Raw genomic sequence first — 24,262 nt, 5'->3', positions numbered from 1 at the left:
GATCATTTTTCAATCTATCAAAGATGACCGAATCAAAATTTAAAATAATAATCAATTAGATAGATATACAAATCTGGATTACTTTAAAGTTAAAAGACTTTAGCATTTTTTTGCATAAGCAAATCAACAATCAAGACAACCACTTATACAAAAAAGTCATAAGATATGCCTGTTTTTTGATATCTGGCAATATAAGTCATGTTTGGTCCTGTTGAGTTTATTCTAGCTGGCGTTTTAGTCGGCTTCTGTGTAGGTATTACTGGTGTAGGCGGTGGTTCTCTTATGACCCCCATCCTGATTAGTTTATTTCGAATAGAACCACACATCGCAATCGGAACAGACCTACTCTATGCGGCTATTTCTAAGTTTTGTGGCTCAATGGTCCATGCTAAAAAACTCAATATCGTTTGGCCGATTGTTCTCTGGTTAGCCTTGGGCAGTGTCCCTGCTTCATTTATCACCCATTGGGTTTTAGACAATTACCTTAGCAGTTCAACCCACTACAAAGCCATTTTAACCATGGTGTTAGGCTTTATGCTGACCATAACAGGCTTGTCTATCGTGTTCCGTTCTAGAATTGAAAAATTCTTTGCTAAATTTCGTGCAGAAAAGCAAGATTTTCATGAGGCCAATAATTTCAACATTGAAGGCAAACGCACTTATGTTGTGATTATGGGGATTGTACTGGGTGTATTCGTGACCCTTTCTTCTGTAGGTGCTGGCGCATTTGGTATCATGGCGCTGATCCTCATGTTTCCCAATTTACCGATGATTCGTATCATTGGTTCAGATGTGGTACATGCTGTTTTATTAACCTCTGTTGCTGGGTTTGCACATATGACATCTGGCAATGTAGATTTTCATCTGCTTGGATGGTTACTGGTGGGCTCAATTCCTGCAATTGTGGTGGGAACCTTAATCAGTTCTAAAATGCCAGAAAAAATGATTCGCAAGGTTTTGGGGATCACCCTATTTGCCTTGGGTATTAACTTTATCTTAAACCCAGTTAAATCCAAACCCGTAGAAAAACCACAGGTTGCAATAGTGACACCATCCGTCCAACAACCACAGGTTTAAAATTAAGCTTTTATTGATAACTAATAATTATGAATTGACCGTAAAGTTTTAATGATTTATTTATGACAAAACTTCGGCCAATTCATGTTATATTCTGACCACTAAAAATACTTTCTGTATGTTTCTAATACCCAGTGACGGCAATGAATACATTAAATTCAAATCCAATTACTCAATCAGATATTGATGACGTGAATGTCCAAAGCATTCAAACGCTGGTAACCCCAGCGGAACTTAAAGCTGAATTACCATTAAATGAAAATGCCTACCAAACTGTACTTCATGGTCGGGAAACTGTTCGTAATATTTTAGATGGTAAAGATAAACGTCTATTTGTTGTGATTGGCCCTTGTTCTATTCATGACCCTGTTGCAGCACATGATTATGCAAATCGTTTAAAAGTATTAAGTGAAAAAGTAAAAGATACTTTATATATCATCATGCGTGTTTATTTTGAAAAACCTCGTACAACCGTTGGTTGGAAAGGTTTGATCAATGATCCAGATATGAATGATTCTTTTAATATTGAAAAAGGTCTACGTTTAGGTCGCAAACTATTGCTTGAGCTAAACGATAAAGGCTTACCTTGTGCGACTGAAGCGCTTGACCCAAACTCACCACAATATTACCAAGATCTTATTTCATGGTCTGCAATTGGTGCACGTACAACGGAAAGCCAAACGCATCGCGAAATGTCTTCAGGTCTTTCTTCACCTGTAGGCTTTAAAAATGGTACAGATGGTGGTTTAACCGTTGCAACCAATGCTATGCAGTCTGTTAAACATGGTCATAGTTTCTTGGGTTTAAATAACGAAGGCCAAGTTTCAGTGATTCGTACTAGTGGTAACCCTTATGCACACGTTGTATTACGTGGTGGTAATGGTAAGCCGAACTATGATGCAGGTTCTGTTGCTGAAGCGGAAAATGCGTTAGCAAAAGCCAAAGTCAGCAATAAAATCATGATTGATACCAGTCATGCCAACTCAAATAAAGATCCGTATTTACAACCACTTGTGTTGAAAAATATCACTGAACAGATCTTAGATGGCAATAAATCTATTGTCGGCATTATGGTTGAAAGCCATATCAAAGGTGGACGCCAAGATATTCCTGAAAATCTTGCTGATTTAGAATATGGTAAATCGGTGACTGATGGTTGTATCGATTGGGAAACCACTGAAAAAGCGCTTCTGGAAATGGATGCGGCTTTAAAAGAAATTTTACCAAATCGTTAATTAATATAAAAACGCCATCTACATAGATGGCGTTTTTGTTTATGATGTTATTAAACATTTTCTGTAAGAATGCTATGAACGAACTTGAACAAGAACTCTGTCAAATCGCAAACTTCCAGTTTGTCCACGAACATTTACTGACTTCAGGTCAGCCGAGTGCTGAACAACTGAAACAGATTAAAGAATACGGCGTAGATACAATCATCAATCTGGCATTTACAGATGCCAGCTTACACCTTGAACATGAAGATAAAATCTGTGCTGAGTTTGGGCTCAACTACATTCAAATTCCAATCCATTGGGATACACCAGCAGATGATCAATGCTTATTTGTGTTAGATTTGATCGCGCATTTGGTACAGGAAAAAATTGTTTGGGTACATTGTGCAAAAAATATGCGGGTGAGTTGTTTGATGTATTTATATCGCCAATATTATATGGATATCGATATGCCAACCGCACAAGAGTTGATGCATCAAATTTGGGAACCCAATGAGACTTGGACCGGTTTAATACATGCTGTTGCCTTACAACTGCAAGGGCGCAAAGCCACTGAAGATTTACAACACTCCTTGATGAATGCGGATCAGTTTTCTTAAACCAGCATAACAACAGTTCAATCATTGATGTATTTAAGTAAAATCATCAACATGAACAAAAATAAGCGCCTTATGGCGCTTATTTTATTGTGATAACTTAATGTTTGATTTGCTTACTTGATCAATAGTTGCTTGATCAAAGCTAAATTTTCAGCGCGGGTTGCAGCCAAAATCAAACTGTTATTGGCAGTAAGATTTGTCCATTTTTGATTCCCACCAGTACCGCAATTATAACTAATCAAACGTGCTCGGTTATTGCTTAAATAACCATATTCCAAATCAAAACATTTTGAACCTTGCTCGATACGTTGCAGTGTGGCATTCATCGCCCACACTTGGCTTGCTGCATCATGGTTACATGAGCTTAGATTAATCACACCACCCTGATTGGCTAAACACTGATCCATATATTTTTTGCTGTGGATTTTACCCATTGCATCGTAGATCCACTGTTCAGTGTCATCACCCGTACAGCCACTCTTACCACTGATATAGGCATTCAATTTGCCATTAGCCAGTGTTTCAACTTTTAGACAATTTGTCCCATTTTTAATACTGGAAACATGGTTTAAATTGAAATCAGTACTTAGTTCCAACTTTGCCACAAACTGATTAAATGCCTCAATTGCTTCTACATTGCCACTTTCAAGATCAGTTCGATATGCATTTATCCAACGATTTAAACGATAAAGTTTAATTTGCTGTTGGGTATAACGGACCATTTCTGTTTGCGCGTCCGCTGACAATTCAGTTTTAAATTGACGATAAGAGTCAAATAATAAGCGTGAATCCGCATCTAGGCTGACCACCTCTTTACCTTTATTATTCAGCAAAGCTTGTTCGAGCTGTGGCATTTCAAGTGTTCTTAATGCCGAATACTCTGCTTCTTTACCAATAGAAACAAAAGGTGCCATTGCTTGTGTAGTGACTGGAATATTGATATTCGACAATTTCACTGCTTGCTGACCTGCTTTTTGGCAGTAAAGATCAACATTTTGAGGTGTATCACTTTGCGCAAGGTTGATATGGAACTTATTGGCATTGCTACCTGAATTTACCCGTTGTGGTGCAAGTGCAATATTTTCTACTTTGTTGGCATACTGCACATTTAACCAACAACTTGCAGCTGTGCCAGCCGTGTTGGCCTGAGGTAGATTAAAGACATTGCCCCAATTGCCTCGTGCCGCAGGATAAATAATCCCCACCTGATTAACTGGATCATAGCCACCTAAAATCGTATAAACAGGCACACTAAACAACCGTGGTTTTAAAAAGTTACCATCGGCACTGTTATACCAAACATTGCCTGAGTTTGGCGTTTTGGGTTGTGCATCAACCATTTCACGTGTTGCTGCATTCCATTTTTTATAACCTGTCGTAGAGTTTGGATCCCACACGTATTTATCAAAAGCAGGTTGAATTTTTAACCACATACTATAACCAGTATAGTGGGTATATTTGGAAATTGAGCTAGCGCTAGATCCACCACTCATGGCATCCCAACCATAGGCATAGAGATTTTGGAAGTTTGGTACACCATTACTGCCATCACCTAAATTGGTATTGCCCCAATTTAAATTGCCACGCATTTTATTTCGAAATGCAATATATCCCCAGCCGCTATCCGCATGGTGTGCAGACCAGAAATAATTTGTAGGACTTCCACTTGTTTCGACTGAGCCAGGATAATGCCCTAAACCATAGTGATGCCCGATTTCATGGCTAAATTCATTCCCCACCGAATCGATCAATGTCAAAATACCATTTCCACCACTTAAGCCGTGATTGGACTCACCATTGGCATATTTACCTCTGGCATGATGAATCACCACACTTTGAGTCACTTGTGGTTGCTCTTGGCTTTGCATCGATGAACTGGTGACACCCCAATTCGCTAAGTTAATTCCAACACTAAATGTCGATTTAGCGGTGTTTTCACGCATATCTCCATCATAGACACCACCATTTGTTGCACTAACAGAACCGTAAATGACACCACTTGCAACCATGACCCGATTAAGCTTCATTTCATCGTATTTGCTGACAATCATTTTTGCAGCAGGGATGGTTTGGAAATAATCGGTTCCTGCTTTTTCAGGTTCCAACAGCATATAGTGACCATTGGATTTAGGCGCATCAGTCAATAAACCTAAACGAATACTTTGTACCACCAACTCGCCTGGTGCGGCAAAATCAATATCTGTTCCAGCTAAAGAACCACTGCGATTGTTTACAGAGTCTATAATACGGATGGATAATCCTGAACGTACCTCATCCCACTTTAATGCTACTGACCATGCCTGTTTAGAGTACATCACCCGCGCTCGATCATCCTGATTAGATTGATCGGAAGCAGCAAGACGTGAAGGCTCTTTTAGATTTACGGTACGTATCAGTTGGTTACCTTGATAAATTTCCGCTTGTAATTTATCAACATCTCCCATTGAAACCAAAGGTGTAACCAATAACAATGCATCTTTCTGCGTTGTTAAGCGTGGCATTTTATCCTGTTCATTATTCTTCGGATTTACCACATGGCTTTGGGCAAACTGTAGCATTGCAGCAAAGTCACCATTTAAATCATTGCGTAATAAGCGATTTCCACCCTGTGCATTAAAATCATAAAAGCCTAATACACTGCTTGAGATTTTATTTTTAACTGGTTCTGGATATTTTTCTACTACAGGTGGTGTTGTGCCTGTACCACCATTTGAACCGCCCGAACCATTTTCAGGAGGTTGTGTTGTACCACCATTTGAGCCACCTGAACCACTCTCTGGAGGCTGAGTCGTACCGCCATTTGAACCGCCCGAACCACTCTCAGGAGGTTGTGTTGTACCACCATTTGAGCCGCCTGAACCACTTTCAGGAGGAGTCTCCGTTGACCCACCTGAACCATTGTCTGGGGTTTCTGGTGTACCATCGCCAGGTAACTCATTTGTACCATCGCCAGGGTTTTGCGGTATATTCGATGGCTGATCATTTGTAGAATGGCTATCACTACCGCCTCCACATGCGATAAGCATTGCTGAAAGCGTACAAATTGTTAAATATTTAAACCGTAATTGCATCACATATCTTCCCCATATTTATAACGACTTATCTCTATCCCTAGTTTCTGAGATTAAATTAAAATAATTATATATTTCAATTATTTAAATATATCATATTGTTTGTAATCATGTGATTTTTATTTAAAAAATATAAAAAGGACATATTGCTCTAAATTTTACTTTTATGGATTTATTGAGTTTTAGGTTGTTATTTAATCACACCAAGCCTGCTTACAACATGGTGTTAGCAATACCATTACTAACTTAAGACTTTGCTTTTTACATTTTTTTTACATCTTATTGCTATCGTGTGGCGACATGAATGTCGCCCATTGTGTAAGGAATACACTGCTATTTAATCTTCTTCTTGTATTTGATCCAATTATTGCTGAAACTCACGTATCGACAATTCACCACGTTCGCCTCGCCAAATCCATTTCAAATGACTATCTGCAAAACGCTCACCTTCAAACCAAACAAATAGACCTTCCATCATCTCAGGCCAATCACTTTGGCTGATATAGGTACGCTTTGAAATCACCGCAATAATTGCAGCAAGAATCGTATCGTGGCTCACAGCCAAACTAATACCGTTGTTTAGCGTAGGATGTGTTTCATAGATTAATTCAAGCACATCCACCACACCCGTAATCGGATGCTTCATACCAGGTAAGGCATTATTTACAAAACTGTTGATAAAACCTAAAGCACCTTGTGCTCTAAAATAGGGAGCGGCCTGTTTAATATCCAGCACAAAGCTTCCCGGCTCAACCAATAAGCCCTTTTCTACAATTTCGATATGATGGGTATTCGGATAAGAAGAAATTCCGTCAGCGCCTTGAATCATCAAAGCCGCGGTATCGACACAACGCTGAATGGGGCTTGAAATACAGTGTTGAATCACACGATCCGTATTTTCAATCAAATAACAGCCCCAAGCTTGCGCTAGATCACGACCTTGGGAAGTTAATTGCAGATCATAACCTGCCAGCCCCTGCCCATTCACAACCTCACGAATTGAATGACGCGTGAATAAGGTTACAGGTGTTTTCGCATCGGGCAATAAATCTATTGCTTTTAGCATACTGTTCGGCAATAAATCTAAGGCCATATCAACTTAAAACTCATTTTTATACAAGCTTACTATAACATATGCAGCCAAGCGCTCAATCTAGGGTCTGTTAACATTTCATAAATGGCTTGCGTTGTAGGTTAAAATTGAGCAGGCAAAGCAGGAAACGAGGAGAATAGCGAGACTATTTTCGAGTTTCATAACAAAGGCTGAGATAATTTTAGCCACAACCCTTCGGGACTAGCGTGTTTTTTGCCGTTACGTCCTTACGAACTACTTATTTAGAATGACTAAATTTCGTATTTCGTGCCTAGTATCGCCTAAAAAACACACGTAGTCGCAAACATAGACGAATTGTCAACAGACCCAATATCAAAGTGTTAAATTATCTATAAAATGCATATGTATATCAGATTAAAAGCTCACATTGCTTAATGCTTCTAAAGCAATTTCTTTATTCTCGACATTCCGAAATGCGATAAAACCATCATTTAACACGGTATCACGTTGATTATAGGTAAATGGAACCGCAGCTAAACTCAGTAATCCGCCACCAATACTTTCCAATAATCCTTGTCCTGCACTGGTATCCCACTCAGAGGTTGGATGAAATCTTGGATAAATATCAATTTCGCCTTCAAGCATCATACAAAACTTATAGGCACTGCCCGCCTCGCGTCTAATGACAGGCGATTCTTGTTCAATATAATCAATATATTGCTGATACTTTGGATTTTTACTGCTATGGCTTAGTCCAATTTGAATTGCATCTTCCTCTACAGCTTTAAACTTACAATAACGTTCCCAAGTACGATGAATAAAGCAATATTTATAAGGCAATTCTGTTAAATATCCCAAATACATCACTTGCTCTGTCGGTACAGCAATGATTGAAAATATGGTTTGGTGGTTGTGAATTAGACTTAAATTAATCGTAAATTCATCACGTTCATGAATAAATTCTTTGGTTCCATCCAAAGGATCCAACATCCAGCAGATATTCCATGTATGTCGTTGAGAATAATCGCTCTCTTCTGATAGCACTGGAATTTCAGGAGTGATTTTCGCCAATTGTTCAATTAAATAAGCATTCACTTTTAGGTCAGCTTGAGTAACAGGTGACTGATCATCCTTTTTATCAATATTAAACGCATTTCCAGCACAATAATTTTGGTATTCCTCGAGCAAGATTTGACTTGCAGATGCCAAAACTGGAACTAATTTTAAAATTTGTTCATCTTGTGGTGCTTGAGTGGTAATAAACATTGATCCGACCTGTAGGATGTCTGATTTTTGTCCACAAGCCTACCATTTTTTTATGTTGAGTGCATGAAAACAATAGCTTTTAATTAATAAATATCCTGAGTTTGGCGTGATAAAAAGCACATAAAGGTGCTTTGTAAGTTTATTTACCACACTGTGAACAAATCCATCGATTTGCAACAGCAGAAGCAGGTTTTGCGATCATATGCCACAATAAAATAATAATCCAAATAATCAGCCATAAACCGCCAGTAAAAATGGTTAAAACCAAATGCATTAGCCAGCTCATCTCTTTGATGTTTTTTTGATGTAATGTTTGTCTCCCACAAGATTTACACATCATCATTTGTTGGGCTACTTTTTTTGCCATTTCATAATTTCCACATATACATGTGAGTGATTTTATTGAGGAAGTGTATCTTCTAAATCAAGAATATTATCCGCCTGAGAACTTGGCAGCTCTTGAACCTCTTTTAATTTACGTCCAACTGCTCTTGTTCTGACTTGTGCCTGATCAATACTATTTGAAGCTTCTTCAAGTTTCTTTTTAACCTTATCTAATGCTTCACCATATTTAAACCATTCCGTTTTAACAGCAGCTAATGTGTTCCATACTTCACTTGAACGCTTTTCTATTGCTAAGGTTCGGAATCCCATTTGTAAGCTATTTAATATCGACCATAATGTTGTAGGGCCTGCAAATACCACTCGATAATCACGCTGAACCATATCAACAAGATTAGAACGTTTGGTCACTTCAGCAAATAGACCTTCAGTTGGTAAATATAAAATTGCAAAATCAGTTGTGGATGGTGGTGAAATATATTTTCTACTGATGTCATTGGCACTTTGCTTTATACGTAATTCCAATTCTTTTAAAGCTGATTCAACCCCAACTGCATCAGCATTATCTTGCGCTTCAATTAAACGGCTATATGATTCCATAGGGAATTTAGCGTCAATAGGTAACCATACAATCTCTTGATCACTATTCTTACTTGGAATCTTCACAGCATATTCAACACGCTCAGCATTACCCTTCGTTGACACATTCGCTTCATACTGATCAATTGTGAGTACTTGTTCCAACATGGCACCTAATTGGACTTCTCCCCAAGTACCTCGAGTCTTAACATTTGTTAAAACTTTTTTAAGGTCGCCAACACCACTGGCTAAAACTTGCATTTCGCCAAGTCCTTTATGAACTGATTCTAACCGTTCACTAATCAATTTAAAGGATTCGGATAATCTTTTTTCAAGCGTGCCTTGGAGTTTTTCATCGACAGTTTGACGCATTTTCTCTAGTTGCTCAGAATTATCTTTTTGTAAGTTAATTAACTTTTCTTCAATCTTATTTCTAAGTAATTCTGCTTGTTGTGTTTGAGATCGATTTAGACTGTTAATTTGCTCTACAAAGGCATTTAAATGCTTTGTTTGTTCATCAGAAATCTGCTTTAGACTTTCTCGCATTGTTTGTGCATAAGTTAATAATTCTGCTTTAACTGTACCTCCAAGCTCCTCGCGATTAAATCTTGATTGCTGGCTAGATTCTTCCCTGCTTTTCCCCAATTCATTGCTTGTGAATCGCTCAATACGCTCAAAAGATTGACTCATCGGGGATAAAATATCGTCTGTATTGAATTTCCCTGATTTTTTTAATAATAGCAATATTTGTAAAATTGCAACGATGATTATGGCAACGAGTATAATTATTTGTATATTTTCCATTGTGTTAGTAGTCCCGGTAATTCATAAAATTAGTTGTAATTTTCATATCTACAGAATTTAAAGCTAAATATATGGTCGTTGAACTAAATCCAATAACAACACATAATAATCTATTCATTTATATCCCCTTTTTATAAAGACAGAATATCTTTTGCCTCATTATTGTGCAATATGAAATTCAACCGCCTGTTATTTGTATAAAAATTTATCGCTAATTTATTAAAAATGAACTCGTTTTACAATTTCAGATGAACTTTGTTAAACTTTAAAAAACTTTGGAGTTTCTTGAATGCAAAAACCGATCATCTTTTTTGACATGGACGGTACACTCCTTGATTTAGCTTTTGATGATCTGATCTGGAACACAAAACTCCCTGAACGGCATGCAGAAACCCATCAATGTAGTTTAGAGCACAGTCAAAACATTCTAAATGCATTTTATCAACAACATAATCATACCCTCTGCTGGTATTCTTCAAAATATTGGTCTGAAAAAGTTGGGGTTGATATCCTACAGTTACAATATGATTTTAAAGATAAAATCACCCCAAGAATGGGCTGTTTTGAATTATTAAAACAATTAAAAGCACAAGGTTATCGTTGTTGGTTACTGACTAATGCAGATTGTGCTGGCTTAAAACTTAAACTTGAAAATGTTGATCTCAGCCCTTATTTTGAAGTAATGATCAGTAGTGAAGAAATTGGCTATTCCAAAGAGTTTATTGAGTTTTGGCAAATCCTGCAGCAAAAGCATCCATTTGATCCACAAAATGCATGTTTTTTGGATGACACCATCCCAGTATTAAAAGGTGCTGAAAAGTTTGGTATAGCGCACTTAATCACGATTACCCAACCTTCCAGTGGTCGTGTTGCGCGTCATCACTTAGAATTGCAATACCCTGCAATTAATCATTTAACTGAGCTTTTACCATTACTGAAAAACGTAGCGTTAGCAAATTTACACTCAACAGATTTAGAACATAAGGATGTCGATGTCAAAACAGCCTGAGAAACAACAACTTGAAACAATGCGTGTAGACAAATGGCTTTGGGCTGCACGTTTTTTTAAAACACGCTCTATTGCCAAAGATGCAATCGAGGGTGGTAAAGTTCATCATAATAATGAACGTGTTAAAGTCTCAAAAGAGATTCGTGTTGGAATGGAGCTCACCATACAACAAGGTTTTGATCGTAAAACGGTAGTGATTAAAGCACTCTCCGTTGTTCGTGGCGGCGCACCGATTGCCCAACAACTTTATGAAGAAACTGAGGTGAGTGTGGCACGTAGAGAGTTGATTTCATCCCAAAGAAAATTGCATAATCTAGCGCGCCCTGATCATCGACCAAGTAAAAAAGATCGACGACAAATTAGCAAATTTAAACAAGAAAATGATCAACAATTTGACCAATCTTGGTCCTATGATGATGACTGAATTCGTTTAGGTTGGGTACGACATCTTATGTCGTACTAATGTTTTTTAATATAGAACCATTTTTTATTTTCTGTCACTATTACTGCCGTGGACGAAAGATCAAATTTAATGACATCCACTTAAGATATTAGTGATATTACATCGTTTGAGGTTTACGAGATGGATGATAACAAAAGCAAGGCACTGAATGCGGCACTGAGCCAAATTGAGAAACAATTTGGTAAAAACACAGTGATGCGCTTAGGTGATAACACTGTTCAAGCGGTTGAAGCGGTCTCTACAGGCTCTTTAACACTTGATATTGCATTGGGTATTGGGGGCTTACCAAAAGGTCGTATCGTTGAAATTTACGGTCCTGAATCTTCTGGTAAAACGACAATGACGCTACAAGCCATTGCACAATGCCAAAAAGCAGGTGGAACATGTGCCTTTATTGATGCGGAACATGCTTTAGATCCACAATATGCACGTAAGCTTGGGGTAGATATAGACAACCTTCTAGTTTCACAGCCAGATAATGGTGAGCAAGCACTTGAAATCGCAGATATGTTGGTTCGTTCAGGTGCAGTCGATATGATCGTTGTCGATTCTGTAGCAGCGTTAACCCCTAAAGCCGAAATTGAAGGCGAAATGGGTGACTCTCACATGGGTCTACAAGCACGTTTGATGAGCCAAGCTTTACGTAAAATCACAGGTAATGCCAAGCGTTCAAACTGTATGGTTATCTTCATTAACCAGATTCGTATGAAAATTGGGGTGATGTTTGGTAGCCCTGAAACCACAACTGGTGGTAACGCATTGAAGTTCTACGCTTCTGTACGTTTAGATATTCGTCGTATTGGACAAGTTAAAGAAGGCGATGAAATTGTAGGTTCTGAAACCAAAGTCAAAGTTGTAAAAAACAAAATGGCGCCTCCTTTCCGTGAAGCACTTTTCCAAATTATGTATGGTAAAGGTGTAAATCACTTAGGTGAATTGGTTGATCTTGCAGTTGGACAAGAACTTGTACAAAAAGCAGGTGCTTGGTACTCATATCAAGGCGACAAAATCGGTCAAGGTAAAAATAATGTCATTCGACATTTAGAGGAAAACCCTCAATTGGCTCAAGAACTTGATCGTATGATTCGTGAAAAGCTTTTGACTACTGCCAATGCTGCACCAGCAGAAGAGAAAGAAGAAGAGCCTGACTTTTTAGATGTTTAAATTCAAACTTTATTTTTAAGTATATCAAGCACCTTTCGAGGTGCTTTTTTATGCTAAAAACCAAATTAAACAACAGTTATTTTGATTTAATATAAATTTCAGTTATAACTAAGCTAAAGCCGTATGAATCAGATTCTTTCATTATTATGTATAAAAAAATCAGAACAATCACTGAATTTTTATTTTTTCGAGCTCCACGAATTCAAAAAAATAAACTCAAACAACACTTTCAAAATAAAACCATTTTAATTACAGGGGCAAGTTTTGGGATTGGTGAAGCATGTGCAAGGCTGTTATCCAATACACAATGCACGCTTGTGCTGATTGCACGCAGTACAGATAAACTTATACAACTCAAAAGTGAATTAGAATCTTATTCGTGCCATATTGAAATCATCTGTGTAGATTTATATCAATCCGATGCTGCAGAACATATTTTTCAAAGCCTAGCAGCACGTAATATTCAGATTGATGTATTGATCCATAATGCAGGAAAATCAATTCAGCGCTCTGTTTGGGATAGCTTGGATCGCCCACAGGATATCGATCGAACCATTGCGATTAACTATATCAACCCTGCTCAACTTACCCGTTTATTGTTAGGTGATTTAAAACACAAGCAAGGACAAATTATTGTGGTTTCAACCATCAATACCAAACTGTTTGCCCCGCCATTTTGGTCAACCTATCAAGCTTCGAAAACCGCAATGCAACAGTGGATTCTTGCCATTCAACCAGAATTGGCGATTCATGAAGTACACGCAGGCTTAGTCTACTTGCCCTTAGTCCGTACACGAATGATTTTACCCACCAAGCAATATCAACAAATGCCAGCGATGCAAGCAAAAGACGCTGCTCAAGCGATTCTTGCGTGCCTAATTTATCGTAAACGACAATGGCAACCATGGTGGCTAGGAATTGCACAGATTGGTTCAATATTGTTGATCACACCGATTTATTATTTCTATAAACATTTACTCAAGCGAAAGTTATAAGATGAAATGGATCTTTTGGTTAAGATGGTGCATAAGTTTATGCTATAGCACTACTCAACATGGTATTCATTTATATAGTATTTTAGATGCACAGACGCGTATTCAAAAAAATAAAACAGCATTTATTATTGATGATCATCAAATTAGCTTTTTAGAATTAAAATGCAGAACTGATCAACTTATTTGTGAATGGCAAAACTCCCATAATCCAAAGCAACTTCCGCAACAGATTGGTTTAATGATGCAACAAGACCTAGATAGCTTGGCGGCCTTGTTTGCACTGAGCCGTTTAGGTAAAGATATCATTATCGTTAACCCCAGCCTCGTACAGCATAAACTTCAAGCTTTAATTGACCAGAGACAACTGCATCTTATTGGCAGTTTAGATGTATTTACTCCACTCAATATCCAAAATTTTACGCTTATTCCTGCACCAAGTACCCAGCAGAAATTTCGTATAAAACCGACTTATTTTAATAAAATAAGTGTCTGTTCTTCTGGTTCAACAGGAATTCCTAAAGTTGCGACAAGGCAATCTAAACCACTACAAAGTTTACCTTTGTTAGACCTCATGCTCAGAAAACTAAAATTTTTTAAAATTAAGCAAATTTTTGTGATGACACCACTCTGCCATGCGGCAGGTTTAACTGCGAGTTTGATGGCGCTGAGCTTTCATAAAACTGTGATTTTGCAAAAACGTTTTGATCCACAATCTGCCAAGCAACTGATTAAACACTATCAAATTGATTGTTTAAACTTAGTGCCCACTATTTTATACCGTTTAATTGAACTGAACGCTCCTCTGAGCTCAGTGCAATACATCATTACAGGTAGCGCGCCTTTAAGTGCGAATTTAGTCAAACACGCCCTACATCACTATCCTCAGATACAACTGTTCAATCTCTATGGCAGCTCTGAAAGTGGAATTAACCTCTTGGCAACAACAGCTGATTTAAAACGAAATCCTGAAAGTATAGGAAAAGCTATTCAAGGTGTACAAATTAAAATTGCCGATTCTACAGGTCAGCCTTTAGAAAATGGCAATATCGGTATCTTATGGAGCAAATGTGCTTGGTCAATTACACCGAATCAATGGCTACAGTGCGGTGATTTAGCCGTACAAGATGCTAAAGGTTATTATTATTTAAAAGGTCGCTCTGATGATATGTTAATTTGCGGTGGTGTAAATGTTTACCCGATTGATTTGGAAAATATTTTATATACCCATAGCGCAATCAAATTTGCACACGCTTATGCTATAGATGATGCTGATCTTGGACAATGCTTGGCAGTAGACATTATTCTCAATCAGATACTCAATATTGAAGAATTACAATTATGGATTAGCGGCCAAACTCCTCGCTACCTTCGCCCTAAATCAATTCGAATCATTGATCAAATAGAAACAGACAGTATCGGTAAGCCAGTTTAGGCGTTATTAAGCTTCGACATGAAGCGCTTTAAATAAAAAATCTAAACCCTGATATCTACTTATCTTCCCCTCTTATACTGGTTTAGATTCTTTGATATTTAGGCGGAGGAAAATTCATCCGTATAGCATTTGCACTGTTAAAAAAATGAATTAAAGCTAAACTAGTGTTTATCTCTGAAATAAATAGATTGTTATCAATAGCTATGAGCCAAGCAAAATTTCCCAAATTGTTAGATTACCAAAAACTCAAACAGCAATTTGGTGAACAGGAAACAATAGAATATCAGCATTCTACATCTCAACCTGCAGAACCTGCATCTGGCATTGCAAATGATGAGCACGCCTTTAATGCGGAACAGGATCTTGCACCCAAACCACAGGGCTTAACCGGTACACGTTTGCGTTCTTATGCTTTTGCGGTGTTGACTCGAAAAGAATATTCCAAAGCTGATCTAATTGAAAAGCTGATGACCTATGCGCAGAGCCGAGAGGAGGTTTTAACTTTGGTTGATGAGTTGTCAGCGAATAACTACCAAAGTGACCAACGTGTGGCAGAAATGACTGTACGTAGCCAAGTCCGTAGAGGTAAAGGCCCGAATCGAATCAAACTGGCCTTACGCGCCAAACAACTGGATAGAGCCTTAGTACAAGAGGATATTGCAGAAATTGATTGGTATGAACAAGCCTATCAATTGAAAGTTAAAAAATATGGTACAGAGGTCAGCAAAGATCCAAAAATTAAAGCCAAACAAATTCGCTTTTTACAATATCGTGGTTTTGAAATGGATGCGATTATGAAAGCAATTTCAAAAAAACCAAGTGATGATTGAATTAAATCAGATGGTCTAAAGATTGAGAATATAAAAATTTTCAGGAATTAAATAGCAGAGATAGTTTTAAAATGTAGGATATAAATCGAATGGATATATTAAGTTATTATTATTGGTAGATTTAAAAATCTGGTGGCAGCCCTACTAGCAAAATCTCGGCACATCGTATTTCTGATACCGTTGCTACCTTCCGGTCCTGGCGGGGTTTTCAGAGTACAATTGCGAAACCACCAGCAGGGCTACCATTGCAAGAACAGAGTATAGAGATTTTTAATTTTCTTTCAAGCCTAACATTGTGATTTTCTCAAGTTATTCATTCGTTTGCTTATTTCATCATCAATATGGTTAATTTTTAACAGTAATTCTAACTTTTCTTTTCAGTAGCCCATTAAAATTATCAAGCATCAGTCAATATTCTACTGAATTTTATCTCAGCGCTACTTCATAGATTGCAGGTGTTAAAATACAAAAAAGCTTCATATTGCATTAGAATTAGCTGAAGATTGTAAAAGCATCTTGCAATTCCGCCCCTAGCCGTTTTTAATGATAACAATTATTGATTTTCAAATAGCCCATATCAGTCTATTTGAAAAATTTTGACTTTGATGGATTTTAAATTATGCTAAAAAAGCATGCCCTGTTTTCTATTGCTTTACTCAGTTCAGCATCTTTATATGCAATCCCTATAGAATCTCGTGGATTAAGTGATACTGCATCATCTCGAAATGATGTAGCGAATTCACCAGCACCCATTGCTGGAAATATGAATTGGGATTTAATACAAAAGAATCAACAATTAGAAAATCAAATTCGTGAATTACGTGGCAAGATTGAAGAACAAGATCATGCCATTGATCAACTAAACAAAGAACTCACCAACCGCTATACCGATTTAGATCAACGTCTTGAACTGCTCAATCAGAAACTTGAACCTGAAAGCAATCAACCAGAACAAGCACCTGCTGAAAATGCACCTGTCGATAGTTCAACCGCAACCGATCAAACAGCCACAGCAAGCAAAGCTACAACGAATAGCCCGGCACCAACAACGGCTCAAAATCCAGCAACACCAGCCAACAGCAGTAACAATACCAGTGATCCTGTTGCACTGGAAAAAGCAGCTTATACCATTGCTTTAGATGCCTATAAAAAAGGCGGTGCAAAACAAGCCATCGCTCCTATGCAAAACTTTATTAAAAACTACCCAAACAGTATTTATACTGGAAATGCTTATTTTTGGTTAGCTGAGTTTCAATTGGCAATTGATCCACCAAACTATAATGAAGCCAAGAAAAACTATGAAATCGTGGCAGCTAAATTTCCAAACTCGTCTAAAGCACCGCGTGCTTTATACCAACTTTATAGTATTGCCAAAGATGTTAACAAGAATACACAAACTGCAAATGTCTATAAAAGCAAACTGTTAAGCACCTACCCTAAATCAGAAGAAGCAGGTTTTTTCAAAAAAGGTTAATCCGCTTATTCACAATTTAGACCAAAAAAAATGCCTCAATAGAGGCATTTTTTATTGATATTTTTAACAATTAACGCACGATACCGCGCTTAGATTCTAATACTGAATCAATCAATAACTGGACTTCTTCAACTTCTGGAAGGATCTCTTGACGAATTTTTTCAATGGCTTGTTCAGTGGTTAAATTCTCTTTATAGATCAATTTAAACGACTCTCTTAAGCCTTGAATCACATTCTTAGACCAACCTTTACGACGCATCCCTTCAACGTTCATACCATAGGCATGCGCAGGGTTGCCTGAAACCATGACATAAGCAGGAACATCTTTAAGAATCAGTGATGCACCACCAATCATACTATAAGAATCAATCTTACAGAATTGATGGATACCTGAGTTCCCGCCCACAATGACGAAATCGCCAATGTGAACATGGCCAGCGATGCCGACATTATTTGCAAAAATATTGTTATTTCCAATCAAACAATCATGTGCAATATGCGTATTCACCATCAATAGGTTATTGCTTCCTATTTTGGTTAGGCCTCGATCTTGAACAGTGCCACGATGTAAGCTGCAATGTTCACGGATTTTGTTGTTGTCGCCAATTTCTAACCAAGTTTCTTCACCTTGGTATTTTAAATCTTGACAAATTTCACCTACACTTGCGAATTGGAAAATATCGTTATTTTCACCAATACGTGTATAGCCTCCAATCACAACATGTGAGTGAAGTTTGGTACCAGCACCAATCGTCACTTGTGGACCAATAATACAATATGGCCCTATTTGGACATCTGGTGCTATCACTGCAGAAGAGTCAATAATAGCGGTTGGGTGGATTAAGTCGTTACTGCTCATGCCTGCTCTAATTTCTGATGAGAAATGATAATTTCAGCGGTTGCTGCTACCACGCCGTCAACACTGGCAGTACATAAATACTTGTAAATGCCACGTTTTTGCATGAGTAATTCAGATTTTAGCACGAGTTGGTCACCTGGTACGACTTGTTTTTTAAATCGTATTTTTTCAGCACCAGCGAATAAGAACAAAGAACCTGGTCTTGGCTTTTCATTATTCATGATAAAACCAAGCACACCAGAAACTTGTGCCATCGCCTCAACGATCAAAACACCCGGCATAATTGGATAGCCAGGGAAATGACCTTGCATAAATTCTTCATTAATTGAAACGTTTTTGTATCCTACAATCCCATTCTCTGTAACTTCAGTTACACGATCGACAAGCAAAAATGGATAACGATGTGGCAAATACTCGCGAATCGTTTGGGTTTGCATTGGTAATTCAGGAACCGTAAAAGGTAGAGATTTAGACTCAGTCATAATTATTTACGCGACTTTAAAGTTGATTCAATGGACTCAATTTGAGCCTGCATATGATCTATTTGTTTCACCAGTTTGGTCAATGGCACATCTGCTAATTGTCTTAAGCGCACAACCGTTCTTTTCCAATGATTTGTTTCAAACTGTCCAGTACCTGAAGAATAAGAACCTGCTTCAGAAATACTTTTTGTGACTATTGACATTCCAGTAATTGTGACATTATCTGTGATTTTTATATGCCCTACGATGCCAACAGCACCTGCAAGAACACAGTTTTTGCCAATAATCGTACTACCCGCGATACCACACTTGGCTGCAATGGCAGTATTTTCGCCAATTTGCACGTTATGGGCGATTTGCACAAGGTTATCAATAATGACACCGTCATGAATGATTGTATCGTCCAAAGCACCACGATCAATACTACAATTTGAACCTATACGTACATCATTTCTGATACGTACAGAACCCAATTGAGCAATACGATTCCACTTTCCTTGATAAGGTGCAAAACCGAAGCCCTCTCCACCAATTGCAGTATTGGAATGAATCCGAACACGATCTGCAATTTTTGTTTGGCCTGTAATAGTCACATGAGAATCGACAAAACCGTCTTTGCCAATTTCAACACCATCATCAATTTTGCTGTGCGATTGGATAACTGTATTTGCACCCACCACACAATCATCACCAATCACAACATAATGACCAATATAAGCATCATCTGCAATAATTGCTGAAGGAGAGATTTGCGCGGTACTTTCGATACCCCGTTTAGTTACTTTAACTTCAAATTGATGGGTTAAAATCGCAAAAGCGAGATAGGGATTGGCAACAACAATAAAATTCTGGCAATTTGTAAGCTGTTCTTTTAACTCCGCCGTGACGATCAAAGCGCCAGCTTTAGAATTTTGAGCTTCATTCAAATATTTGTCGTTATTTACAAAAGAAATATGATTGGATTGCGCGTGTTCTAAACTTGCAAGCCCATCTAAAACAAAATTGGCTTGACCAATTAGCTCACCTTGTACAAGCTGAGCTAATTCATCGAGATGAAAACGATTTGATTTCATTGATTATTTAATTGCATTAACCTTTTGGATTATTTTAGCAGTTAAATCACTCTTTGCGTCATAAGCAAGTGCTGAATTTTTATTCAAAACAAAGTCTAATCCAGCTTCTTGGCGCAATTGTTCAGCAGCTTGCTTTACACGAGCCTCAAAAGTTGCATTGGTGTTTTGAATTGTGCTCTGTACTTTCGCCTGAACACCTTGCTGAATCGTTTGGAATTCATTCACTTTTGCTTGGTATTGCGCATTAATTTGCTGAACATTTGCACCTTGGGCCTGTGCTTTTTGTTTCAACGCTTCAATATCTTTGGTGATTTGTTCAAGCTTAGTGGTTTGCGGTTTAACCGATTGTTCTAAACTTGCATTCTGTTGCTTTAAGTAGGTGCTACTTTCTACAACTTTTTCTAGATCAACTACACCAAAACCTGCCGCTTGAACCAATCCAGCAAAACCCAAGCCTAAGCCCATAATGGCCATTTTCATTGTTTTCATCATTGTTCCTTATATTAAGTTAAATCTCGTAAAAAGATCGTACTTAGAAAGTACGACCAATCTCGAATTGAATATTTTTAGTTTCATCGCCCGGTTTGTCATTCAATGGGAATGCATAGCTCAACGAAAGTGGGCCAATCATGGTAATCCAAGTAAAGCCTACACCAACACTATAACGCATGTTACCAAAGTCAAAATCATTATTGTCTTTACAGTACTGTTTTGCATTAATTGGTGTTTTTGAACCATCTAGATAAAGATCACCAGTCGCTGTGCTACAGTCTGTATCAAAGACTTGTGCGCCCTCAGCAAAGATCACCGGACGGATCTGACGCGCCCAATCACCCTTAAATGGAACAGGTAGAGCCAATTCTGTACCGAATTGTACTAAAGCATTACCACCAACTTCTTCAGGGTCATAGTCTTTGGTTTTTCTTTCGTTATAGGTCACACCAGGGTATTTTGGACCCAATGTACTGTTGTCATAACCACGGACTGAACCAAAACCACCCGCATAGAAGTTTTTATAGAATGGTAAATCATTACCATAACCTAACTTACCATAGCCACGTAATACGAAATCACGGCCTAATGGGAAATAAGTCTGTGCATCGTAAGTAACTTTTTGATATTCAACATCACTACCTGGCAATGCAATTTCAGCATTGACACGATGTGAGGTACCGTTAGTAGGGAAAATTGGACGGTTCAATGTATTATATGACCAACCCAAATTTAAATTATAAGTTAAGAACTTACCTTCAAACTCAGAATCAAATGGTGTTAAATCTTTAACCTTTCCTGCTGAATCAACACATGAAAGATCATCTGGTTTTGTAGAATCTAGTGCTTTCCACTCACCATCACAATATGTACTTGTACCAATAGTTTTACCACCATGGGCTTTTAAGTAATCACGTACATAGGTTGAAACATAAGCACCAGTAGTTACTTTAGTTTGGTCAACGTTTAAACCTGCACTAATGTTTTGGTTTTCATCAATTGGATAACCAAATGTAACACCACCACCGATACTGTCCGTTACATAGTTGTTAACGTTATAATCATTATTTAACTTGGTTTTACGGTAGTACATGTTATAACCACGACTTACACCATCAATGGTAAAGTATGGGTCAGTCACACTTAAGTTATAATAATCTTGGGTTTCTGAACGAGATAAATCGATAGAAACACGATTACCGGTACCCATAAAGTTGGTTTGGCTTAAACCTGCTTGGAATGTGATACCACCATTCTGAGAATAACCTACAGCCAATGTACTGGTACCAGAATGTTGTTCTTCAACATCAATATTCAAGTCCATTTGATCTGGCAAGTTCGGTACACGAACAGGTTTAACATCAACTTTACTAAAGAAACCAGTACGTTCTAAACGAACTTTAGACAAGTCGATTTTTTCGTTACTTGCTAAAGCACCTTCCATTTGACGCATTTCACGACGTAATACTTCATCCGCAGTTTTAGTATTACCAGTAAAGTTAATACGACGTACAGTCACTTGTTGACCAGGATTAATATAGTAATTTAAGTCAACAATATGGGTTTCATTATTGATTTCAGGGACGACATTTACTTCTGCATAGTAGTAACCCGCATTACCATATTTACGAAGTAATAACTGCTTTACAGCATTGACTTTTTCTTGAGAATACGTTGTGCCATCTTTATAGATTTGTAGCGCTTTTAAATCTTCAGTTTTATAAAGTGCATCACCTAAAAATTTAGTTTCGCCAAATTTAAACTGCTCGCCTTCGTTGACTGAAACTTCAATAAAGATATGTTTTTTATCTTCACTAAGATTTAAATTTGAACTGTTAATATCAAAATTGATATAACCTTTATTGAGATATAGCGCACGCAATGACTCTAGACTTGCTGACATTTTTTCACGTGCATAACGGTCATTTCGAGAAATAACCGATAACCAGCCACTCTCTTTTACCGCAAACGCCTGTTTAATGTCGTCTTCTTTAAATACGGTATTACCAATAATATTGATATCAAAGACTTTTGCAGGCTTACCTTCATTAAAATTGATATTCAATTCAACGCGGTTATTAGGTTGAGCAACTTGTTCAACTTTAATATCTGCATCATAACGACCTTGTTGAGCATATTGTTGCTCTAACTCAGTTTCTAAGGTTTGTAAGGCAGACTTTTTAAGCACTTCGCCTTCGGCCAAGCCCATTTTCTTTAAACCATCCGTCAAAGCTTCTTTCGGAATTAGTTTATTGCCTTTAAAATTAATTTTTGAAATTACTGGACGTTCAATCACTTTAAACACCAAGACACCGTCTTGGTTAGATGCTTGGATATCATCAAATAGATTTGAAGCGTACAAAGCACGAATTGAATCAGCAATTGCAGGATCATTGACACGGTCACCACTATTTATTGGTAAAAGTGCAAGAACATTTTGTTGCGTTAAACGAACCAAGCCATCCACACGGATATCACGTGCAATGAACTCATCTGCCGCTTGTACTTGCTGTACAGCTGCCATCGCACTAACGAGCGCTAATGGCATAAATAAATGTGAGTGCTGCATGCCTATTATTTTCCAGTAAGTTAATCCACAATTGCGTTATAAACGCATAAAATCATTAAATATTGCAAGAAGCATCATGCTACCAAGCAGTACCATACCAATTTTTAACCCAACCAATTGTATTTGTTCAGAAACAGGTTTACCACGAATTGCTTCAACAATGTAATAAACCAAATGACCGCCATCTAACATCGGGATAGGCAATAAATTTAAAATCCCCAAACTCACACTCATCAAAGCCATAAATGAAATGAATGTTTGCCACCCCATTTCAGCACTTTGACCAGCGACTTTTGCAATGGTAATTGGACCTGATAAATTATCTAAGCCAATTAAACCACGTACCATCTTCACCATTGAATTCAAAATCATTGCTGAAAGTTGCCCGGTCTTTTCAACAGCAACAACAAAAGCTTCAGCAGGATTATATTGAATTGTTTGTTTATATTCAGTAGGAATTGTCAGTTTATCAGTCTGTGCTTGCACACCCAACATACCTGTTACATTTCCCATATTGTCGCGTTTACCTTGCGGCATTACTTGTAAATGTACAATTTGCCCTTGACGCAACACATCAACTTTAAGTAACTTTTCAGGTGATTTTTGTACCACATCCACCACATCAAACCAATCTTTCATTTTCACCTGATTGATTGAAATGATTTGGTCACCTTCTTTCATCCCTTGACGAATCGCAGCGCCATCACTACTTAACTTATAAACAGTTGCAGGAATCTGTGGACGATATGGGGTAAAACCTAGTACATCAAATGGTGACTGACTTTGGTCTTTTAAGAAATTCTTGATTGGTAAAGCAAAACTCTGCGGCTGACCATTGCGCTCAACCTGAACATCGATATGACCTGTTTCACCAACACGATCAACGATGGCATAGTTGAGTTTTTCCCAAGTGCTGACATCTGTTCCATCTACAGCAACAATTTTATCGCCAATTTGCATTTGAGCTGTTGCAGCAGGTGTATTGGGTAGAATTGCACCAACACGAGTATTTAATTGCTCTTGTGCAGGCAGAAATAGAATCCAAAATAGGACGATTGCAAAAATCAAATTGATCAATGGACCTGCAGCAACAATCGCAATACGCTTCCATGGTGGCTGACGGTTAAATGCTAACGGCAAATCTTCCGCACTAACATTCCCCTCACGCTCATCCAACATCTTGACATAACCACCCAGTGGTAATGCAGAAAGTTGATATTGGATACCTGATTTTTTCGATGTCCACTTCAACAAAGTTGGACCAAAACCAATCGAATAAACCAGTACTTTTACACCGAGTTTACGTGCAACCCAATAATGCCCAAATTCATGAATCGCAATCAGCGGACCAAGTAAGAATATGGCAGCAACAATGATAAATAGAACACTCATG

At 37.8% G+C, this 24,262-nt stretch carries 21 protein-coding genes and 1 other RNA gene; 10 read left to right on the top strand and 12 right to left on the bottom strand.

All coding sequences use genetic code 11. The annotated features are described in order from the left end of the window. Positions 1–198 precede the first annotated feature (198 nt). The 3 genes from L3V46_RS09215 (at position 199) to L3V46_RS09205 (ending at position 2,911) form a co-directional block, all read left to right on the top strand. Entirely contained in the window at positions 199–1,077 is an 879-nt protein-coding gene (locus L3V46_RS09215; RefSeq protein WP_239045491.1) for a sulfite exporter TauE/SafE family protein, read from the top strand. 143 nt (positions 1,078–1,220) lie between these two features. Continuing rightward, positions 1,221–2,312, top strand: a complete 1,092-nt coding sequence (locus tag L3V46_RS09210; RefSeq protein ID WP_004719768.1) for a 3-deoxy-7-phosphoheptulonate synthase — start codon at positions 1,221–1,223, stop codon at positions 2,310–2,312. Between the two features lie 74 nt (positions 2,313–2,386). Next, positions 2,387–2,911 (top strand): protein tyrosine phosphatase family protein, encoded by a 525-nt coding sequence (locus L3V46_RS09205; RefSeq protein WP_034615591.1) that lies wholly within the window; start codon positions 2,387–2,389, stop codon positions 2,909–2,911. Between the two features lie 113 nt (positions 2,912–3,024). Here L3V46_RS09205 and L3V46_RS09200 read toward each other — a convergent pair whose 3' ends face one another. The 5 genes from L3V46_RS09200 to rmuC form a co-directional block, all read right to left on the bottom strand. Continuing rightward, positions 3,025–5,982, bottom strand: coding sequence for a M66 family metalloprotease (locus L3V46_RS09200; protein ID WP_239045490.1), 2,958 nt, complete (start codon positions 5,980–5,982; stop codon positions 3,025–3,027). Between the two features lie 364 nt (positions 5,983–6,346). Further along, positions 6,347–7,075: a phosphoglycerate mutase family protein gene (locus tag L3V46_RS09195; RefSeq protein WP_239045489.1), complete on the bottom strand. Its 729-nt coding sequence runs from the start codon at positions 7,073–7,075 to the stop codon at positions 6,347–6,349. A gap of 375 nt (positions 7,076–7,450) precedes the next feature. After that, positions 7,451–8,302: a 3'(2'),5'-bisphosphate nucleotidase CysQ gene (locus L3V46_RS09190; RefSeq protein ID WP_004719760.1), complete on the bottom strand. Its 852-nt coding sequence runs from the start codon at positions 8,300–8,302 to the stop codon at positions 7,451–7,453. Positions 8,303–8,441: 139 nt separating this feature from the next. After that, positions 8,442–8,669 carry a hypothetical protein gene (locus L3V46_RS09185; RefSeq protein ID WP_239045488.1) on the bottom strand — a complete coding sequence of 76 codons (228 nt, stop codon included), beginning with the start codon at positions 8,667–8,669 and terminating at the stop codon, positions 8,442–8,444. Positions 8,670–8,701: 32 nt separating this feature from the next. Further along, entirely contained in the window at positions 8,702–10,027 is a 1,326-nt protein-coding gene (rmuC, locus tag L3V46_RS09180) for a DNA recombination protein RmuC (RefSeq protein WP_239045487.1), read from the bottom strand. 289 nt (positions 10,028–10,316) lie between these two features. Between rmuC and L3V46_RS09175 the strand changes: the two genes are divergently transcribed. From L3V46_RS09175 to L3V46_RS09150, 6 genes are all read left to right on the top strand, one after another. Further along, positions 10,317–11,036 (top strand): HAD-IA family hydrolase, encoded by a 720-nt coding sequence (locus tag L3V46_RS09175; protein ID WP_239045486.1) that lies wholly within the window; start codon positions 10,317–10,319, stop codon positions 11,034–11,036. Beyond that, entirely contained in the window at positions 11,020–11,460 is a 441-nt protein-coding gene (locus L3V46_RS09170) for a S4 domain-containing protein (protein ID WP_004719756.1), read from the top strand. Before L3V46_RS09175 ends, L3V46_RS09170 begins: the two co-directional genes overlap by 17 nt. 159 nt (positions 11,461–11,619) lie before the next feature. Further along, complete coding sequence (gene recA / locus L3V46_RS09165; RefSeq protein ID WP_004719755.1) at positions 11,620–12,663, top strand: recombinase RecA; 1,044 nt, start codon at positions 11,620–11,622, stop codon at positions 12,661–12,663. Positions 12,664–12,809: 146 nt separating this feature from the next. Then, the gene (locus tag L3V46_RS09160; RefSeq protein ID WP_239045485.1) at positions 12,810–13,658 is read left to right on the top strand and encodes an SDR family NAD(P)-dependent oxidoreductase; all 849 of its coding nucleotides are present in this window, start codon (positions 12,810–12,812) and stop codon (positions 13,656–13,658) included. Position 13,659: 1 nt separating this feature from the next. Continuing rightward, complete coding sequence (locus L3V46_RS09155; protein ID WP_239045484.1) at positions 13,660–15,090, top strand: class I adenylate-forming enzyme family protein; 1,431 nt, start codon at positions 13,660–13,662, stop codon at positions 15,088–15,090. A gap of 203 nt (positions 15,091–15,293) precedes the next feature. Beyond that, positions 15,294–15,920 (top strand): regulatory protein RecX, encoded by a 627-nt coding sequence (locus L3V46_RS09150; protein WP_239045483.1) that lies wholly within the window; start codon positions 15,294–15,296, stop codon positions 15,918–15,920. 139 nt (positions 15,921–16,059) lie between these two features. On the opposite strand, the gene ffs is transcribed toward L3V46_RS09150, so the two are convergent. Then, positions 16,060–16,156: signal recognition particle sRNA small type (gene ffs, locus L3V46_RS09145), an RNA gene on the bottom strand. Between the two features lie 380 nt (positions 16,157–16,536). On the opposite strand from ffs, the gene L3V46_RS09140 reads away from it, so the two are divergent. After that, positions 16,537–17,394, top strand: a complete 858-nt coding sequence (locus L3V46_RS09140) for a YbgF trimerization domain-containing protein (RefSeq protein WP_239046767.1) — start codon at positions 16,537–16,539, stop codon at positions 17,392–17,394. Between the two features lie 70 nt (positions 17,395–17,464). Here L3V46_RS09140 and lpxA read toward each other — a convergent pair whose 3' ends face one another. Genes lpxA through rseP form a run of 6 tightly spaced genes read right to left on the bottom strand, consistent with a single transcriptional unit; the run spans position 17,465 to position 24,261 of the window. Further along, positions 17,465–18,253 (bottom strand): acyl-ACP--UDP-N-acetylglucosamine O-acyltransferase, encoded by a 789-nt coding sequence (gene lpxA / locus L3V46_RS09135; protein WP_004822130.1) that lies wholly within the window; start codon positions 18,251–18,253, stop codon positions 17,465–17,467. Beyond that, complete coding sequence (gene fabZ, locus L3V46_RS09130; protein WP_004719745.1) at positions 18,250–18,735, bottom strand: 3-hydroxyacyl-ACP dehydratase FabZ; 486 nt, start codon at positions 18,733–18,735, stop codon at positions 18,250–18,252. Before fabZ ends, lpxA begins: the two co-directional genes overlap by 4 nt. A 2-nt stretch (positions 18,736–18,737) precedes the next feature. Continuing rightward, positions 18,738–19,808 carry a UDP-3-O-(3-hydroxymyristoyl)glucosamine N-acyltransferase gene (lpxD, locus tag L3V46_RS09125; protein ID WP_239045482.1) on the bottom strand — a complete coding sequence of 357 codons (1,071 nt, stop codon included), beginning with the start codon at positions 19,806–19,808 and terminating at the stop codon, positions 18,738–18,740. A 3-nt stretch (positions 19,809–19,811) separates the two neighbouring features. Then, on the bottom strand, positions 19,812–20,297 hold the full coding sequence (locus tag L3V46_RS09120) for an OmpH family outer membrane protein (protein ID WP_004822135.1): 486 nt from the start codon (positions 20,295–20,297) through the stop codon (positions 19,812–19,814). A 43-nt stretch (positions 20,298–20,340) separates the two neighbouring features. Continuing rightward, positions 20,341–22,869, bottom strand: a complete 2,529-nt coding sequence (gene bamA, locus L3V46_RS09115) for an outer membrane protein assembly factor BamA (RefSeq protein ID WP_239045481.1) — start codon at positions 22,867–22,869, stop codon at positions 20,341–20,343. Between the two features lie 36 nt (positions 22,870–22,905). Beyond that, complete coding sequence (gene rseP / locus L3V46_RS09110) at positions 22,906–24,261, bottom strand: RIP metalloprotease RseP (RefSeq protein ID WP_034613921.1); 1,356 nt, start codon at positions 24,259–24,261, stop codon at positions 22,906–22,908. Between the last annotated feature and the right edge of the window lies 1 nt (position 24,262).

It is taken from the genome of Acinetobacter sp. AG3, from assembly GCF_022343575.1.
GTDB classification, from domain to species: Bacteria; Pseudomonadota; Gammaproteobacteria; order Pseudomonadales; family Moraxellaceae; genus Acinetobacter; species Acinetobacter guillouiae.
Note: the sequence above shows the minus strand (reverse complement) of the source record. Positions and strands in the feature narration are given on the sequence as shown.

Coding starts and splice junctions, on each gene's coding strand:
- L3V46_RS09215 (WP_239045491.1), top strand. CDS start 199: ATGTTTGGTCCTGTTGAGTTTATTCTAGCTGGCGTTTTAGTCGGCTTC.
- L3V46_RS09210 (WP_004719768.1), top strand. CDS start 1,221: ATGAATACATTAAATTCAAATCCAATTACTCAATCAGATATTGATGAC.
- L3V46_RS09205 (WP_034615591.1), top strand. CDS start 2,387: ATGAACGAACTTGAACAAGAACTCTGTCAAATCGCAAACTTCCAGTTT.
- L3V46_RS09200 (WP_239045490.1), bottom strand. CDS start 5,982: ATGCAATTACGGTTTAAATATTTAACAATTTGTACGCTTTCAGCAATG.
- L3V46_RS09195 (WP_239045489.1), bottom strand. CDS start 7,075: ATGGCCTTAGATTTATTGCCGAACAGTATGCTAAAAGCAATAGATTTA.
- L3V46_RS09190 (WP_004719760.1), bottom strand. CDS start 8,302: ATGTTTATTACCACTCAAGCACCACAAGATGAACAAATTTTAAAATTA.
- L3V46_RS09185 (WP_239045488.1), bottom strand. CDS start 8,669: ATGGCAAAAAAAGTAGCCCAACAAATGATGATGTGTAAATCTTGTGGG.
- rmuC (WP_239045487.1), bottom strand. CDS start 10,027: ATGGAAAATATACAAATAATTATACTCGTTGCCATAATCATCGTTGCA.
- L3V46_RS09175 (WP_239045486.1), top strand. CDS start 10,317: ATGCAAAAACCGATCATCTTTTTTGACATGGACGGTACACTCCTTGAT.
- L3V46_RS09170 (WP_004719756.1), top strand. CDS start 11,020: ATGTCAAAACAGCCTGAGAAACAACAACTTGAAACAATGCGTGTAGAC.
- recA (WP_004719755.1), top strand. CDS start 11,620: ATGGATGATAACAAAAGCAAGGCACTGAATGCGGCACTGAGCCAAATT.
- L3V46_RS09160 (WP_239045485.1), top strand. CDS start 12,810: ATGTATAAAAAAATCAGAACAATCACTGAATTTTTATTTTTTCGAGCT.
- L3V46_RS09155 (WP_239045484.1), top strand. CDS start 13,660: ATGAAATGGATCTTTTGGTTAAGATGGTGCATAAGTTTATGCTATAGC.
- L3V46_RS09150 (WP_239045483.1), top strand. CDS start 15,294: ATGAGCCAAGCAAAATTTCCCAAATTGTTAGATTACCAAAAACTCAAA.
- lpxA (WP_004822130.1), bottom strand. CDS start 18,253: ATGAGCAGTAACGACTTAATCCACCCAACCGCTATTATTGACTCTTCT.
- fabZ (WP_004719745.1), bottom strand. CDS start 18,735: ATGACTGAGTCTAAATCTCTACCTTTTACGGTTCCTGAATTACCAATG.
- lpxD (WP_239045482.1), bottom strand. CDS start 19,808: ATGAAATCAAATCGTTTTCATCTCGATGAATTAGCTCAGCTTGTACAA.
- L3V46_RS09120 (WP_004822135.1), bottom strand. CDS start 20,297: ATGAAAACAATGAAAATGGCCATTATGGGCTTAGGCTTGGGTTTTGCT.
- bamA (WP_239045481.1), bottom strand. CDS start 22,869: ATGCAGCACTCACATTTATTTATGCCATTAGCGCTCGTTAGTGCGATG.
- rseP (WP_034613921.1), bottom strand. CDS start 24,261: ATGAGTGTTCTATTTATCATTGTTGCTGCCATATTCTTACTTGGTCCG.